At 59.2% G+C, this 15,275-nt stretch carries 13 protein-coding genes; 9 read left to right on the top strand and 4 right to left on the bottom strand.

What is annotated here, in order from left to right:
- Nucleotides 1-129: 129 nt before the first annotated feature.
- Both tal and ACW9JE_RS09845 read right to left on the bottom strand, forming a co-directional pair.
- Entirely contained in the window at nucleotides 130-1,056 is a 927-nt protein-coding gene (gene tal, locus ACW9JE_RS09850; RefSeq protein ID WP_224539598.1) for a transaldolase, read from the bottom strand.
- Nucleotides 1,057-1,268: 212 nt separating this feature from the next.
- Nucleotides 1,269-2,234, bottom strand: coding sequence for a cellulase family glycosylhydrolase (locus ACW9JE_RS09845; RefSeq protein ID WP_224539596.1), 966 nt, complete (start codon nucleotides 2,232-2,234; stop codon nucleotides 1,269-1,271).
- A gap of 290 nt (nucleotides 2,235-2,524) precedes the next feature.
- On the opposite strand from ACW9JE_RS09845, the gene ACW9JE_RS09840 reads away from it, so the two are divergent.
- The 8 genes from ACW9JE_RS09840 to ACW9JE_RS09805 are packed head-to-tail and all read left to right on the top strand — an operon-like array spanning nucleotide 2,525 to nucleotide 12,000.
- A complete protein-coding gene (locus ACW9JE_RS09840; RefSeq protein WP_224539594.1) occupies nucleotides 2,525-2,965 on the top strand; it encodes a low molecular weight protein-tyrosine-phosphatase in 441 nt (146 codons plus the stop codon).
- A gap of 39 nt (nucleotides 2,966-3,004) precedes the next feature.
- Nucleotides 3,005-5,230 carry a polysaccharide biosynthesis tyrosine autokinase gene (locus tag ACW9JE_RS09835; RefSeq protein WP_457432638.1) on the top strand — a complete coding sequence of 742 codons (2,226 nt, stop codon included), beginning with the start codon at nucleotides 3,005-3,007 and terminating at the stop codon, nucleotides 5,228-5,230.
- Nucleotides 5,231-5,271: 41 nt separating this feature from the next.
- Nucleotides 5,272-6,354 (top strand): glycosyltransferase, encoded by a 1,083-nt coding sequence (locus ACW9JE_RS09830; RefSeq protein WP_457432637.1) that lies wholly within the window; start codon nucleotides 5,272-5,274, stop codon nucleotides 6,352-6,354.
- A gap of 14 nt (nucleotides 6,355-6,368) precedes the next feature.
- The gene (locus ACW9JE_RS09825) at nucleotides 6,369-7,481 is read left to right on the top strand and encodes a polysaccharide pyruvyl transferase family protein (protein ID WP_457432636.1); all 1,113 of its coding nucleotides are present in this window, start codon (nucleotides 6,369-6,371) and stop codon (nucleotides 7,479-7,481) included.
- A complete protein-coding gene (locus tag ACW9JE_RS09820) occupies nucleotides 7,478-8,707 on the top strand; it encodes a phosphoribosylaminoimidazole carboxylase (RefSeq protein ID WP_457432635.1) in 1,230 nt (409 codons plus the stop codon). Before ACW9JE_RS09825 ends, ACW9JE_RS09820 begins: the two co-directional genes overlap by 4 nt.
- Entirely contained in the window at nucleotides 8,698-9,801 is a 1,104-nt protein-coding gene (locus tag ACW9JE_RS09815; RefSeq protein WP_224539585.1) for a hypothetical protein, read from the top strand. Before ACW9JE_RS09820 ends, ACW9JE_RS09815 begins: the two co-directional genes overlap by 10 nt.
- A gap of 9 nt (nucleotides 9,802-9,810) precedes the next feature.
- A complete protein-coding gene (locus ACW9JE_RS09810; RefSeq protein ID WP_457432634.1) occupies nucleotides 9,811-10,851 on the top strand; it encodes an acyltransferase family protein in 1,041 nt (346 codons plus the stop codon).
- A 3-nt stretch (nucleotides 10,852-10,854) separates the two neighbouring features.
- Nucleotides 10,855-12,000: an SGNH/GDSL hydrolase family protein gene (locus tag ACW9JE_RS09805; RefSeq protein ID WP_457432633.1), complete on the top strand. Its 1,146-nt coding sequence runs from the start codon at nucleotides 10,855-10,857 to the stop codon at nucleotides 11,998-12,000.
- Between the two features lie 373 nt (nucleotides 12,001-12,373).
- Here the strand turns inward: ACW9JE_RS09805 and ACW9JE_RS09800 are convergent, their stop codons facing one another.
- Entirely contained in the window at nucleotides 12,374-12,790 is a 417-nt protein-coding gene (locus ACW9JE_RS09800; RefSeq protein WP_457432632.1) for a mannose-1-phosphate guanylyltransferase, read from the bottom strand.
- Between the two features lie 42 nt (nucleotides 12,791-12,832).
- On the bottom strand, nucleotides 12,833-13,666 hold the full coding sequence (gene galU, locus ACW9JE_RS09795) for a UTP--glucose-1-phosphate uridylyltransferase GalU (RefSeq protein WP_224539577.1): 834 nt from the start codon (nucleotides 13,664-13,666) through the stop codon (nucleotides 12,833-12,835).
- Nucleotides 13,667-14,053: 387 nt separating this feature from the next.
- On the opposite strand from galU, the gene galE reads away from it, so the two are divergent.
- Entirely contained in the window at nucleotides 14,054-15,070 is a 1,017-nt protein-coding gene (galE, locus tag ACW9JE_RS09790) for a UDP-glucose 4-epimerase GalE (RefSeq protein ID WP_457432631.1), read from the top strand.
- Nucleotides 15,071-15,275 lie beyond the last annotated feature (205 nt).

Below are 15,275 nucleotides of genomic sequence, written 5' to 3'. Positions count from 1 at the left end.
ACACGATCCCCTGTAGGAGCGAGGCTTGCCCGCGAAGGCGTCAGCTCAATCACCATCGACCCAAAGCAGACACCATAAAAAAGGGCGAACCCACCAGGGTTCGCCCTTTTTGCATTGCACCGACTCAGATCACAGCTTGGCCTGCAGCAGCGCCTCGAGCTTCTCCTGGTCCCGGGCGAACTGGCGAATGCCTTCAGCCAGTTTCTCGGTCGCCATGGCGTCCTCGTTGGACAACCAGCGGAACTGCGCCTCGTTGAGGTTCAGGCGCGCTTCACCGGCATGCCCCGGCGCGAGTTTGCGCTCGAGCTTGCCGGTGTCGGCGGCCAGTTTGTCGATCAGGTCCGGGCTGATGGTCAGGCGGTCGCAACCGGCCAGGTGCTCGATCTGGCTCAGGTTGCGGAAGCTGGCGCCCATCACCACGGTCTTGTAGTCATTGGCCTTGTAGTAGTTATAGATGCGTGTCACCGACTGCACGCCCGGATCATCAGCGCCGGTGTACTCGTTGCCGGTGGCTTTCTTGTACCAGTCGTAGATACGGCCCACGAACGGCGAAATCAGGAACACACCCGCGTCGGCACAGGCCGCAGCCTGGGCGAAGGAGAACAGCAGGGTCAGGTTGGTCTGGATGCCTTCCTTTTCCAGGATCTCGGCGGCACGGATGCCTTCCCAGGTGGAGGCGATCTTGATCAGCACGCGGTCGCGGCCGACGCCGGCTTTTTCATACAGCTCGATCAGACGGTGCGCACGCTTGAGCACGGCATCGGTATCGAACGACAGGCGCGCATCCACTTCAGTGGAAATGCGACCCGGAATCACCTTGAGGATTTCCTGACCTACCGCGACGCCAAAGCGGTCGCTGGCCAGGCCCACATCGCCCTTGCAGTCGCTGACACAGCTGTTGAGCAGCTCGGCGTAACCGGGAATGGCCGCGGCCTTGAGCAGGAGGGAAGGGTTGGTGGTGGCATCCACCGGTTTAACGCGGGCGATTGCTTCGAAGTCACCGGTGTCGGCAACCACGGTGGTGAATTGCTTGAGTTGTTCCAGCTTGGAAGTCATGAGCGTGCTCTGTCCTATGGGTCTGATGACATTACCCGAGCGCCGACAGCCGCTCAAGGGCACATACGTGTATAGACGGTCCCGGCGGCAACATCCTGAAAACGGCTGTTTGAAAGGCGGGGTACATATCGATAATTGAGATACCGAAAGCGGCCTGAGGTTCCAGGCAACCGACCGCCAGCACCCCGCCAGATCCGTCTATCGCCTGTGCCTCATTGCAGGTTCAGCTGGGTTTTGGCAGCCAGTTTGGCCGGCTTCGGTTGACCGTCGGAGAACAGCAGCCCGAAGTTTTTTTCCCGCTCGTCACTGCCCGAGTCGGTGTTCCGCCATTCGTAGATCGAGGCCAATCCGATCTTCTGCTTCTTCACATCGCTGATGAACGCGCTGATTTTGGCTGCCTGGCCGTCTGCGCCGCCGTTGGAGGCCAGCGCCGACACGCCCCATTCGCTGATCACGCCGGGAATGTGGAAGTTCTGTTGAATGAACGCCTGGGCATTGCTGATCTGGGTGCTCGTCATGCCGTAGGGATGGTAGGAAACCGCATCCAGGCAGTTGGGATAGGCGCTGACGATCTTGTTCATCGCCACCGTCGACGCGGAACCCGCAGTCGGCGGCCGGGCGAAGCCGAAGCCTACCACCGGTACTGACGGCGGCTTTTGTTGCAGCGTATTGCACATGGCGCTCATGAACGGCACGAAGGTGGTGTCGAAACTGCCGGTCGGCCAGTAGGTGCCCAGGTCCGGCTCGTTCCAGATCTCGATCGCCACCAGTTGCGATCCATAGGTTTGCTCCAGATCCTTCACGGAACCGGCGAAGCTTTCCCCGGCGGCGGTCAGTTCACTGGTATTGCCCGGCGATGTGGTCAGCGCCTTGGTCGAACGCACGGTCAGCAGCACCGGCAGGCCGGAAGAGCGGGCGGCGGCGAACGCGTCGCTGACCTGTTTTTGATAAGCCTTGCCACCCAGGCTGTTGGTCCAGACGCCAAAGCGCACGAAGCCGAAACCCTGCGCCTTGATGTCCTCGGCATCGGCGGCGGTGAAGCTCTGGATCTTGACCTGAACACCGATGTTCTTGTTGGCGGCCAATACTGGAAACAGCTCATTGGCGTGCACCTGGCTGGCGGCACCGAGCACCAACAGAGTCGAAAAGGTAAGTCGTTTCAAATGTACCGAATTCATGTCCGTTCTCCTCATGAGAGTTGACATCAGTCATTAGTTATTCCGTTACTTTAAATTCGATGATTGTCAGGTGCTGAAGTGCACGAATGTTATTTTTTGTCGGATAGCAAATGTTAGATAACACTCGTTATTTTTGGTCCGGCAATTCTGGTTGGGGGACTTTCCGCGGCTGTGGTACTTAATGCACCTGTACTTGCAGGGTGAATCTATTTCTGAGTGCAGGAAGGTCGTGCGGGTTCATTAAACCTGCGCGACGTAGTGGCCGATCAGCATTACACGGGAAAGTTACCTTGTTCAAAAATATTCTTGTCGTTTGCGTGGGCAATATTTGCCGCAGTCCTACGGCAGAACTGTTGCTGCGCAACGCATTGGCAACTTCATCGATCAGCGTGACCTCGGCAGGCCTTGCCGCACGGGTCGGCGAAGCCATGGAGCCGTCGGCGCGGCAGGTCCTGGAAGACCGCGGGCACAGCGCCGAGGCGTTCAAGGCCCGGCAACTCACATCGGACATCGTCAATGAATCAGACCTGATTCTGGTGATGGAAAAAGAGCATGTAAAACAAGTACTGAAGATTGCATCCCACGCGCGGGGCAAGGTGTTTCTGCTCGGTAAATGGCAGAGCGAACGAGAAATACAAGACCCTTATCGTCAAGGAAAAGCAGCATTTATTCATGCCCATGCATTGATTGAAGATGCTGTTTGCTCATGGGCGCAGCGCCTCGGACATTGATCAATATTCTTCAGACCCGTGAATGGTAAGAACAGACTTATGCAGTTACCGTCAGTCATCAGTACCCGCGATAACGAGCAAGACAATATTGATCTTCTCGGTATATTCGGCACTTTAATCGACCAGAAATGGTTGATCGGCGCATTCACCGGCGCATTCATGGCGGCCGGTGTCGCCTATGCGATTCTGTCGACGCCGGTGTACCTGGCGAACGCGCTGGTTCAGGTCGAACCGAAGAAGAACGACATGCTCGGTTTCTCCGACCTCAACAGCATGCTCGGCGGGCAATCGCCGTCGGTGACCGAAATCGGCATCATCAAGTCCCGCGCGGTGATCGGCAGAACCGTCGATGACCTGCACCTGGACATCGACGTTACTCCCAATACCTTTCCGGTGGTTGGCGGCTTTCTCGCGCGGCGTTTCCGCGGTGAAACACCCGAAAGTGTCGCGGCGCCGCGTTTTGGCTTGAACAGCTATGCGTGGGGCGGCGAGCGGCTGGACATTCCGCGGCTCAATCTGCCCAACGAATTGCTGGGCAAGAAGCTGACGCTGGTTGCCGGCGAGCAGCAGCGTTTCCAGTTGTTCGATGACAACGACAACCTGCTGGCCGAAGGCGTTGTCGGCACCGCTTTTGTTCAGGACGGTGTGGAAGGTCTGGTGACCCACCTGCAGGCCAATCCCGGTACTCGCTTCGAGGTGGTGCGCAGTGCAAGGATCGTGACCATCCAGAACTATCAGGATGGCCTGGATATTTCCGAGCAGGGCAAGGAGTCCGGCATCATCCGCCTGGCCCTGGCCAGCACCGACGCGGCCGAAGCCGTGCGGATCCTCAATAAGGTCTCGTCGCTGTACGTGGAGCAGAACGTGCAGCGCACCTCTGCCGAAGCGGCGCAGAGCCTGGACTTCCTGCAAGGCCAGTTGCCGCAGGTCAAGCGTGATCTGGCCAAGGCCAGCGAAGCCCTGAACGGCTACCAGACTCGCGGCAAGACCGTGAACATTTCCCTTGAAACCCAATCGGTGCTGGAGCAGATCGTCAGCCTGGACACGCGGATTTCCGAGCTGAAAATGCAGCAGGCCGAACTGGATCGCAAATTCACCAAGCAGCATCCGGCGTATCGCGCGCTGATGACTCAGATCGGTGAATTGACCCAGCAACAGAAGGCGCTGGAGAGCAAATCCCAGAACCTGCCTTCCACTCAGCAGGAACTGTTGAACCTGACCCGCGATGTCGAAGTGGCCTCGCAGATCTACACCCAGTTGCTGAACAAATCCCAGGAACTGGACATCGTCCGGGCAGGGGCGGTGGGCAACGCGCGGTTGATCGACAGCGCGGATGTCGACCTGACCAACCCGGTCAAACCGCGCAAGGCGCTGATCGTGCTGATCGCCACCTTCCTCGGCGCGTTTGTCGGCGTGGCGCTGGTGCTGCTGCGCAAATCCCTGAGCCGCGGGCTGGAAGGACCGGAAGCCATCGAGCAACTGGGCTTGCCGGTGTACGCCTCGATTCCTTACAGCGCGTTGCAGCAGGAAGAAGACAGCAAGAAAGTCCGCACCAAAAAAGAGGCCGACCAGGCATATCTGTTGGCGCTGCGTAACCCCACGGACCTGTCCATCGAATCGATCCGCAGCCTGCGCACTTGCCTGCATTTTGCGGCGCTGGACTCGACTAACAACCGCATCATGATTTCGGGTCCCAGCCCTCAGGTCGGCAAGACTTTCGTCTCCTCCAACCTCGCCGCCGTCATGGCGCAAAGCGGGCAGCGCGTGGTGCTGATCGACGCCGACATGCGCAAGGGGCATCTGCACAAAACCCTGAACACACCGATCGCCAACGGCCTGTCGGACCTGCTGGTCAAGCGTTGCACCATCGACCAGGCGATCAATACCGTTGAAGTCGAAAACCTGCATTTCATCAGCCGTGGACAGGTCCCGCCCAACCCATCGGAGCTGTTAATGCACGCCAACTTCCGCGAGCTGATGGCCGAACTCAGCGAGCGCTACGACGTGGTGATCATCGACACGCCGCCACTGTTGGCGGTGACCGACGCGGCGATTGTCGGCCGTGAAGCGGCGATCAGCCTGATCGTCACGCGCTTTGCCGTGAACCCCGCCAAAGAGATCGAGTTGACCATTCGCCGCTTTGCCCAGAACGGCATCGAGTTGAAGGGCGCCGTGTTCAACGGCGTCGAGAAACGGGCCGCCAGTTACTACGGCAACGGTGGTTACGGTTATTACAACTACGAATACGCGTCGGACAAATCCTGAGTCTCGGCAACTGTTTTTACATGCATGGAAGTGGGTGGGCTGTGAAAAAAATATTGCACGTAGCCGAAACGATCAAGGGTGGTGTCGCCACGGTAATCCGCACGATTTCCGCGCCGCCGGAAGGCGATACATCGAACTATGAGCTGGTCTATCTGATTCCGTTCGATCAACGCAAAGAGCTGCACGGCATCGACGAACAACAGATCAGGACCTTCGACAGAACCCGACGCGACCCGCTGTCGCTGCTGCGATTTGCCTGGCAACTGGTCCGGGTGATTCTCAAGGAGAAACCCCAGGTCGTGCATCTGCACAGCACCTTTTCCGGGGTGATCGGGCGTTGCGTGTGCCTGGTCCTGCGGCCGTGGCGCTCGCCGAAAATCGTCTACTGCCCCCACGCCTTTTCGTTCCTGATGGAAAGCTCGCCGGCCAAGCAGAAAATCTATTCGCTGATCGAGCGGGCGTTGCAGAAGGTCACGGACGTGATCATTTGTGTCAGCCAGTACGAAATGGACAAGGCCGCCGCGTTCGGTATCGATCGTCACCGCATGAAGCTGATCTACAACGGCATTCATCACCGTGACGATCAGCAGAAGGTCGATGAGCAGAAGCCGATTCACCTGCTGTTTGTCGGCCGGCTCGATTACCAGAAAGGTTTCGATGTTTTGCTCAAGGCCTACGCCAAGGTTCAGCGCAGCGATCTGAAACTGACCGTGGTCGGCAGTGCCGTGAACGAGGATTTCGTCGAGCGGCCCGAGATGGATTCGGTGGAATACCTGCCGTGGGTCACGCCGACGGAAGTCCATGCGCTTTATCAGAAGGCCGATGCGCTGATCGTGCCCAGCCGCTGGGAAGGTTTTGCCATGGTGCCGCTGGAAGGCATGGCCATGGGGCTGCCGGTGATCGCCAGCGATTGCACCTCGTTGCCCGAACTGGTCAGCCACGGGGTGACGGGCTACGTGTTCCCGACCGGCGATCACCAGGCGCTGGCCGATGTGCTGGTGGACATCCAGAAGCCGCGCCTGCAGGACCTCGGCGCCGAAGGCCGCAAGACCGTGCGCGAGCGCTTCAGTGCCGCGTTGATGATCCGGCAAACCTATGACGTGTATTCCGCTCAAACTTATTAAGTAGACATCAGCTCATGAACGTAACGATTTTGCACGGCTACAGCGCGTCCAACTCCGGCGACGGCCTGCTCGTGGATCTGGCGATTGCCCTGGTGCAACGCAACTTTGGCGAAGACACCACGATCAATGTCGTGGCCTCCGATCCCGAGTCTTTCAGCTATCTTCCCCACAAGCGTTACGACGCGCCGGTGATGGCGGCCAAGGGGCTGGGGCGGGTCAAGCAGGCGGTGTTCCTCAACCAGTCCTACGCCGGGCTCGCGGATCTGCTCAAGACCACCGACCTGATCGTTGGCGTCGGCGGCGGCTACATGCGTTCCAAAAGTGCCTTTGAACACATCAAGTTGAAGCTGGGGCACGCCAAGCAGCTGGAAACCGCGATCCTGAGCAAGGTGCCGTCGGTTTACCTGCCGCAAAGCATCGGCCCGTTCCATGGTGAAAGCCGCAAGATCGTCGAGCATTACGCCAGCGCCGACGCGGTGTTCGTGCGCGATAACCGCTCGTCTGCGATGTTCGATGCCTGTGAAAACGTCTACCGCGCACCCGATCTGGCGGTGCAGTCGCTGGCCGGCAAAATCCTCATGCAACCCAAGTTCACTCGCTGCGCATCGTCACCGGCGGTGGTGTGCGTGGTGCTGCGCAAGCCGCCGGAGTGGAGCAAGGAAAAGAAGGTTGCCTACGTGGCCAATCTGAAGGTGCTGCTGCAGCGCCTGAAGAACAAGAGCAAGGTGATTTGCGCGGTGCAAAGCGCCGTGCGCGGCAACGATGACGGCGCGTTTTATCGCGAGCTGGGCATCACTGAAGAGTTGCTTTCGTTGAAGGCGACCATTGCCAAACATCAGCCGGACCTGGTCATTTCCGTGCGCCTGCACGGTGCCATCGAGTCCTTGTTGTCCGGCGTTCCCGCTTACCACATCAGCTACGAGCGCAAGGGCTTCGGCGCCTATCAGGACATGGGCGTGGAAGACTGGGTGATCAATGGCGGCGACATCGATGTCGACACCATCATCAACACGGTCTATGCGCCGAACGCCCTGGCCAGTTTCGGCAAGCGCCTGACCGACACCTGCCGCGAGATCGAAGCCAAGTCGGTGATGATGGACGACATCATCAAGGGAATCGTTCGATGATATTCCGGCTGTTGCTCCGGGGCGGGGCCCTGGGTGCGAAGTTTCTGCTGGTGTTGGCCATCACCCATTACCTGGGCTACGACGCCCTGGGTTTCTACGGCGTGGTGGTGGCCGCGTCGCTGATCGCTTCGAAGTTCTACAGCGTTGGCTTCAGTTCCGAAATCAACCGCCTGATCAGCGTCGGCCTGAGTTCGCGGCAGGTCGTCAACAAGGTGCTGCTGCTGTATCTGGCCGTGGGGCTGGTGCTGTCGGTAGCGACGGTGGCGATCTATTCGCTGTTCCAGGACGTGCAGGCCGGTACCGCGCTGATTCTCTGCGTGACGCTGGTGTTGCTGACCGAGCACCTGTCGTTCGAGATCAACTCGTTCGTGTTCTCCGCGCAGAAGGCGACCTGGGGCGCGATGCTGTTTTTCATCAAGACCGGCCTCTGGGCGTTGCTGGCGGTGGGCGGGATGATGCTCGGCAAGGTGTCGGCGATCGACACGGTGCTGTGGTTGTGGGGCGCGGCCAACGTCGTGGTGATGGTGATTGGTTACCTGATCGTGGCGAAGCTGCATCAGGGCCGGGTCAAGGGTGAATTGGGGGCGACGTCGGTGTGGAAGGCCGGTCTGCCGTTCTATCTGGGCACCGGCCTGATTGCGCTGAGTCAGTATGTCGAGCGCTTCCTCATCATCGACATCGAGCCCTACGCGAGCCTCGGTAAATACGTGTATGCCTGGTCGGCGGCCAACACTTTGCAGGCGCTGTCTTACGCCGTGGTGGCGGTGGTGGGGATCCCGGTGCTCTCCAAGCGTTTTCAGCGTGACCAGCAGGCTTTCACGGTTCGCGAGCTGTTCGTCAATCAGTGGGTGATGCGTTCGCTGATGGTGTCCGCGGCGGTGGCGGTGCTGATCTATCTGTTCTTCAACGTGGTGCTGGATTACGTCGCTGCGACAGTGCCGCGTCCGGATAACGCGATCCTCGGCGTGCTGATTTTTTCCTTCGCCCTGCGGGCCATCGGCGACATCGTCTGGGGTGGTTTGATCGCCTCGAAAAACAGCCGGGTGTCCGTGGCCAGTGCCGCCATCTGCCTGCTGGTATCGACGCCGGTCAGCTATCTGCTGATCAAGCATCATTCGATTTATGGCGCGGCCTGGGGCAACGTTTTGGCGATCATCGTGCAGCTCGGCGTGATCGCCGTGCTGACCCGTGCGCCGCGAGGGAAAGGTGCCTTGGCATGGGATTGAAATTGCCCTGCATCGAGTTTCGCGGGCAGAAACTCGATTCGTCGCTGTCGTTCCTGATCCTGTTCACCGGCCTGTTCCTGTCGGTGGCGATGCCTCTGCTGATCTCCCGGGACCCGGGCCCGGACGCCATGACGTTGTGGTCGTCCTATGCCCGGGCCGACAACTGCAACTTCTGGAATCCCTTCTCGCCGGACCGCTCTTCCTACGAGTGTTCGGCGTTCCTGCTGCGGCCCACCGGGATCAATCTGACCAATGCCTGGGCCTACGGCATGTTCTGCAATTTCCTGATGACGACGATTCCGGTCTTCATCTTCCGGCGCATGCCGCTGACGATATTTTTTACCCTGTGCCTGTGGGGCGTGGTCCGTTCGTTCTTCCTGGAAAACCTGACCAAGGAAATCATCGTTTCGGTGGCGATTCTTTCGATCCTGCTGAGCTCCTACTCCCGGCAATACCGCGTGGGGTTTTTCCTGTCGGCACTGATCTACGGTGTGCTGATCCGGCCTTACTGGATTCTGTTTTCGATGGCCTGGGTCGGGGTCTGCGTGATGAAGAAGTACGTCTCGCGCACGACCTTTTTCCTGATGCTGTTTCTGTTCTACCTGGCGATTGCCACGGCGATTCAGCTGGCGCTCGGATACTCGGTGTCGTCGATTCGCGCCAGCAACAACGAGTTGCGCACTGCGGGCGAGGAGGGCTCGAAGTCGTTGATCGTGTCCTGGATCAGCGGCGGCGATTTCGTTTCGCAGGCGATCGACTCGATGGTGATCTTCTTCCGTCTGTCGTTCCCGGTGGAGCTGATCATGCTGTCCGGTCCGGGTCAGGTGATCTTCGTATCGTTGATGATCATGACCGCCTTGCTGCTGTTCAAGGTGATCACCTCGTCCGAGTACAAGGGCGTGCCGATCCAGACCAAGGCCAAGGAGCTGATCGCGATTCCGTTGTCCTTCCTGCTGGTTCAAGGGTTGTTCGAGCCGGACTTCGGTTCCTTCGCCCGGCACTTTTCCATGGTGGTGCCGGTGTTGTTCGTCGGGCTTGGGCTGATGCTGCGAGCGCGAAAACCGGTGTTGATTGAATCCAGAGTTTTGAGTTGAGGCTACGTTATGTCGAGCAATAAGAAGTCACTGGAGATCGAAACCCTGCGCGGGCTGGCGTGCCTGCTGCTGGTGCTCTATCACGTGATCGGCCCGCTGGGTGGCGGCTTGAAAATCGACCTGGGCTCTCCGTTCCGGGTGATCGCCGATTCCATGGTGTACGTGCGCATGCCGCTGTTCACCTTCATTTCCGGCTACATCTATTCCATCTACAAAATCAGGGGCAATTACTTCCCGAGCTTTTTTGCCGGCAAGGTACGGCGGCTGCTGGTGCCGCTGCTTTGCGTGGGTGTGCCGTTTTCCGTGTTGCAGGCGGTCGGCCCCGGTGTGAACAAGGATGTGGGTGTGATGGAGGCGCTGCTGTCGTTCTATGTGCCGATCAATCACTTCTGGTTCCTGCAGGCGGTGTTCATCATCTTCATGTTCGTCGGCCTGCTGGAGTGGCGTGGTCTGTTGCGCGGGATGACGCGTTTGTATCTGTTGTTTGCCTTTGCTGCGGTGCTGTTCCTGCTGCCGCCGTTCACGGTGGATGCGTTTGGCATCAATGGTGCGTTGTACCTGCTGCCGTTTTTCGTGGCCGGGATGATTGGCCAGGAAAAGGTCGGCGCGTTGAAGCAAGCATTCAAGGTGGCGGGACCGTTGGTGTTTGCCCTGATTGCGCTGGTGCTGTTGTACGTGGCGGCGGTGGATCGCGAGTTGATTGTCGATCGCCGCAGCCTGATTGGCCTGACGGTGGGCTGCGTATCCTGCATTGCGCTGCTGTCGAGTGACGTGCGCTCGAAGTGGCTGACCTGGCTGGGTGGCTATTCCTACGCGATCTTCCTGTTCCATGTGCTGTTCGCCGCCACGTCGCGGTTCGTGCTGGGGCGTTTGGGTGTGAAGGATGAGAGCGTGCTGGTGTTTGGCGGGCTGATGTCCGGCTTGCTGGGGCCGGTGGTGCTGTCGATGGTGTTCAGTCGGTTCAACTTCACTTCAGTGCTGTTTTTGGGCGAGCGCGCTGCGAATAAAAAGCCTCGGGAAACCGTGGTTGCCGTGCCGCAGGTTCGCTGATTCATGTTGGCAGTGGATGGTGCGCAACCGGTTGCGGCTTCGGTGGTCGAGGTGGGTGATGTTCGCGAGCGCTTCGCCCAGTGGCGTGAGGGTAAGGCGGGGAAGGTGCTGGCGATCTCGGTGATCGGGGACAGCTACAGCGCGGGGCAGGATTTTTATCTGAATCGACTGGTCCAGCGGTTGGCGGGTGAGGCGGGTTTCGCCGGGCCTGGGTATGTGGGTTTCAACCATGGTGCGGCGCTGGGTGGTTCGCACTTCAAGTACACCCGCAGCAGCGAAAGGTACTTTGGTGGTGATTGGCGGGTGTCGGGGCTGGGGCAGGCGAGTCCTGACAGCCGGACTGTGACGGGGCGGCCGGGTGCATGGCTTGAGGTGGACGCCAGTTCGGGCAAGGGCATCGATACGGCCGTCTCTGCTGCGAAGTTGCTGTATCTGGGGGATGGCTCCAGCAGTGAGGTGCGTTATCGCTGGTCGTCGTCGCAGCCTTGGCAGTCGCTGGCGCTCGGAGGCGACGGAGTTCAGGAAGTGCGATTGCCTGGCTTGTTGGCTTCGAAGGACTGGGCGTTCAGGCTGGAAGTGGTGAAGGGGGCGCCGACGCTGTTTGGTCTGTGGTTGAGCAATGACCAGGGTGGCGTTCGGGTGTCCAAGCTGGCGGCGTCGGGGGCGGCGTCGGCTGATTTCTATCACAGCGATGGCCGCTGGCAGGCGCAGTGGAAAGCGGTGGTGTCGAAGATTCCCGCGGACGTTTACCTGATCATGCTTGGTGGTAATGACCAAGGGTTTGGGGTCAAGCCCGAGCAGTATCTGCAGAATATCCAGGGACTGGTGCGGATGGTGCGCGAGATTCAGCCGACGGCGAGCATCAACCTGATCCTGCGCCAGGACACCACCCGTTCCAGCGCTTACCCGATGTCGGCCTACGCGCAAGTCCTGCAGCCCTGGGCCCGCGCCGAGCATCTGGGATACGCCAACCTGCAATGCGCCTTCGGCACCGACCCCAAACGCTACGCCCGCAGCGGTCCAACCCCCATGATCGGCCCCGACAACATCCACCCGATCCCGGAGACGGGAGGGCGGGTGATTGCTGATTACCTCTATCGGATGATCACCAGCGGTTCACCGCAGGAAGGCTGCGGCCCGACTCGCTAACAAACTGTAGGAGCGAGGCTTGCCCGCGAAGGCGGAGTGTCAGGCGCCATTGATGTTGGATGTGCTGGCCTCTTCGCGAGCAAGCCCGCTCCCACAGGGGATTTGCAGTGGATGCAGAATTTGGGTATCACCGCGATCAAAACTGTGGGAGCGGGCTTGCCCGCGAAGGCGGTGTGTCAGGCGCCATCAATGTTGGATGTGCCGGCCTCTTCGCGGGCAAGCCCGCTCCCACAGGGGATTTGCTGTGGATGCCGAATTTGTGTGTGTACTCGATCAAAACTGTGGGAGCGGGCTTGCTCGCGAAGGCGGTGTGTCAGGCGCCATCGATGCTGGATGTGCCGGCCTCTTCGCGGGCAAGCCCGCTCCCACAGAGTTATCGGGGTGTGGACTCGAATTGCTCCAACTGCTCAAGCAGCTGCGCAGTCCTCACCGGCATCGACTGCATGTCGCAACGCGTCTCCACATTGATGATGATCGCCGGTTCGTTGCAGCACAGGCGGACGCGGAATCGCCAGTCGCTGAAGATCACTTTCAACCCGTCGCGGTCGCAGATTTCCAGTGCCTGTTCGCCGTAGATCCTTTTCAGGTGGGCGAGCAGGGGATAGGGATCGGGTGTCGCGCGGCGGATGTCGCCGGAGGAGGGGAACACGCCGATCCGCTCCACCAGCAGGTGAGTGCCCAGCCAGGGTTCGTTGGCGCTGGGCAGCGGCTGGTGTCGCGAGAGCCAGCTCATCACCCCGAGGTTGCCCACCTCCAGTTCAATGTCTGCCGAATGTTGTGCGATGTTCATAGTGGCCTGCCTGAATGAAGAGTGGGCGTTGATGCGGGTCGCTTAACGGCCCTTGAGGTACAGGTTCTCGTAGCAGAAGTTGGTCGCTTCGAGGTAACCCTCGGCGCCGCCGCAGTCGAAGCGCAGGCCCTTGAACTTGTAGGCCAGCACGCAGCCGTTCTGCGCCTGCTTCATCAGGGCGTCGGTGATCTGGATTTCCCCGCCCTTGCCCGGTTGGGTATCGGTGATCAGATCAAAAATGTCCGGCGTCAGGATGTAGCGGCCAATGATCGCCAGGTTGGACGGCGCATCCTGCGGGGTTGGCTTTTCCACCATGCTGTTGACCCGGTAGATGCCCTCGGAAATCTGCTCGCCGGCGATCACCCCGTACTTGTGCGTCTGATCGTGCGGCACTTCCTGGATGGCCACGATCGAGCAGCGGAATTTCTTGTAGAGCTGGATCATCTGCGCCAATACACCCTCGCCTTCCAGGTTCAGGCACAGGTCATCGGCCAGCACCACGGCGAACGGTTCGTCGCCGATCAGCGGGCGGCCGCTGAGGATCGCGTGGCCCAGGCCCTTCATTTCGATCTGGCGGGTGTAAGAGAAAGTGCAGGTGTCGATCAGCTCGCGGGTGCCGGCGAGGAACTTCTCCTTCTCGGTCCCACGGATCTGGTGCTCAAGCTCGTAGCTGATGTCGAAATGGTCTTCCAGCGCGCGCTTGCCTCGCCCGGTGACGATCGCCATGTGCTCAAGACCGGCGTCCCGTGCTTCTTCGACGGCGTACTCGATCAGTGGCTTGTTGACGATTGGCAGCATTTCCTTGGGCATGGCTTTGGTCGCCGGCAGGAAACGGGTGCCATAGCCGGCAGCGGGGAACAAACATTTACGAATCATAAAAATATCCTGGGGTGTCATGGCACGCAGCCAAGTGTGCGCAATAACGAGTGATTGCAAGTTTCAATGATTATTGAAGGCTTACTTTAATACCCGAGGCGGCTAGTTGATGGCAAATGGCAATGCAGGAGAAACAGGGCAATGTTATGAGATGTCGGTTTGATAGTTGTTAGTTATTTTTAGTCGGTATCTGTTGATAGTGGTGTTTGCGTTCGAGTGCTAATAAGTAACCGGCAATACAGTTTGGCCTGCAAAAATAATTATTGCCAGTCGTTGAACTAAATTTGTTTTCGGTTGTTGTCGCCCCTGTTTGTGAGGCCTGGTTCGCACATTCAATAAAGGGGGCTTGACACACTACTTGGCACTTTCCCCACTATGGACCGCGCTATGAAGATTCTGGTAACCGGTGGCACCGGCTATATCGGTTCGCATACCACACTTGCATTGCTTGAAGCAGGTTATGAAGTCGTTGTACTGGATAATCTTTGCAATAGTTCCGACGCCGCGCTGCATGCAGTGGAAGCCATTTGTGGCAGAAGTGCGCTGATGATTCACGGCGATATATGCGACAGGCCTCTGCTGGACCGAATTTTCCAGGAGCATGCCATCGATGCGGTCCTGCACTTTGCCGGGCTCAAGGCGGTCGGCGAGAGCGTGCGCAAGCCGCTGGAGTATTACGAAACCAACGTGGGCGGCAGCATCACGCTGTGCCAGGCGATGGCCGCAGCCGGCGTGTTCCGTCTGGTGTTCAGTTCCTCGGCCACGGTGTACGGCGAGCCCGAGAAGATGCCGATTCGCGAAGACTTCCCCACCGGCATCCCGACCAACCCCTACGGCCAGTCCAAACTGATCGTCGAGAACGTGCTGCGCGATCTGTCCCTGTCCGAGCCGCGCTGGAGCATCGCGCTGCTGCGCTACTTCAACCCGATCGGCGCCCACGACAGCGGCCGGATGGGCGAAGACCCCAACGGCATTCCCAACAACCTGGTGCCCTATATCAGCCAGGTCGCGGTCGGCAGCTTGCAGGAATTGTCGATTTTCGGCGACGACTACCCTACGGTCGACGGCACCGGCGTGCGCGATTACATCCATGTGGTGGACCTGGCAGACGGTCACCTCAAGGCCTTGCAGTCCATCAGCGGGCGCACCGGCATCCACACCTGGAACCTCGGCACCGGCGATGGCTACAGCGTGATGCAGGTACTGCGGGCCTTCGAACAGGCGTGCGGGCGGCCGGTACCTTTCCGGGTGATGCCGCGCCGCTCCGGCGATATCGCCGAGAGCTGGGCCGACCCTTCCAAGGCAGCCGAAGAACTGGGCTGGAAAGCCACGCGCAACTTGCAGCAAATGATGACCGACACCTGGCGCTGGCAATCGAAAAACCCGAGGGGCTACCTCGGTTGATGTCAATTTAATGACCGTTAACTGTCACTTCGATGAAATGTTATTTCCGGTCAGGATGTTAGATATCGTCGGGAAAATAGACTGGAATTGCCACTTGCAAGTCCGTAGATATAAACCTTGCCATTCGACATTTATCAGTCGCGTAAAACTGTGAATGAACAATGGCCCTGTTCGCAATGTTTGCGACTTGGTCTCTCACCTCCAA

Source organism: Pseudomonas sp. SDO55104_S430 (assembly GCF_054070595.1).
The sequence above is the reverse complement of the archived record's forward strand: the minus strand, read 5'-3'. Positions and strand labels throughout refer to the sequence as shown.

Coding starts and splice junctions, on each gene's coding strand:
- tal (WP_224539598.1), bottom strand. CDS start 1,056: ATGACTTCCAAGCTGGAACAACTCAAGCAATTCACCACCGTGGTTGCC.
- ACW9JE_RS09845 (WP_224539596.1), bottom strand. CDS start 2,234: ATGAATTCGGTACATTTGAAACGACTTACCTTTTCGACTCTGTTGGTG.
- ACW9JE_RS09835 (WP_457432638.1), top strand. CDS start 3,005: ATGCAGTTACCGTCAGTCATCAGTACCCGCGATAACGAGCAAGACAAT.
- ACW9JE_RS09825 (WP_457432636.1), top strand. CDS start 6,369: ATGAACGTAACGATTTTGCACGGCTACAGCGCGTCCAACTCCGGCGAC.
- ACW9JE_RS09820 (WP_457432635.1), top strand. CDS start 7,478: ATGATATTCCGGCTGTTGCTCCGGGGCGGGGCCCTGGGTGCGAAGTTT.
- ACW9JE_RS09815 (WP_224539585.1), top strand. CDS start 8,698: ATGGGATTGAAATTGCCCTGCATCGAGTTTCGCGGGCAGAAACTCGAT.
- ACW9JE_RS09810 (WP_457432634.1), top strand. CDS start 9,811: ATGTCGAGCAATAAGAAGTCACTGGAGATCGAAACCCTGCGCGGGCTG.
- ACW9JE_RS09805 (WP_457432633.1), top strand. CDS start 10,855: ATGTTGGCAGTGGATGGTGCGCAACCGGTTGCGGCTTCGGTGGTCGAG.
- ACW9JE_RS09800 (WP_457432632.1), bottom strand. CDS start 12,790: ATGAACATCGCACAACATTCGGCAGACATTGAACTGGAGGTGGGCAAC.
- galU (WP_224539577.1), bottom strand. CDS start 13,666: ATGATTCGTAAATGTTTGTTCCCCGCTGCCGGCTATGGCACCCGTTTC.
- galE (WP_457432631.1), top strand. CDS start 14,054: ATGAAGATTCTGGTAACCGGTGGCACCGGCTATATCGGTTCGCATACC.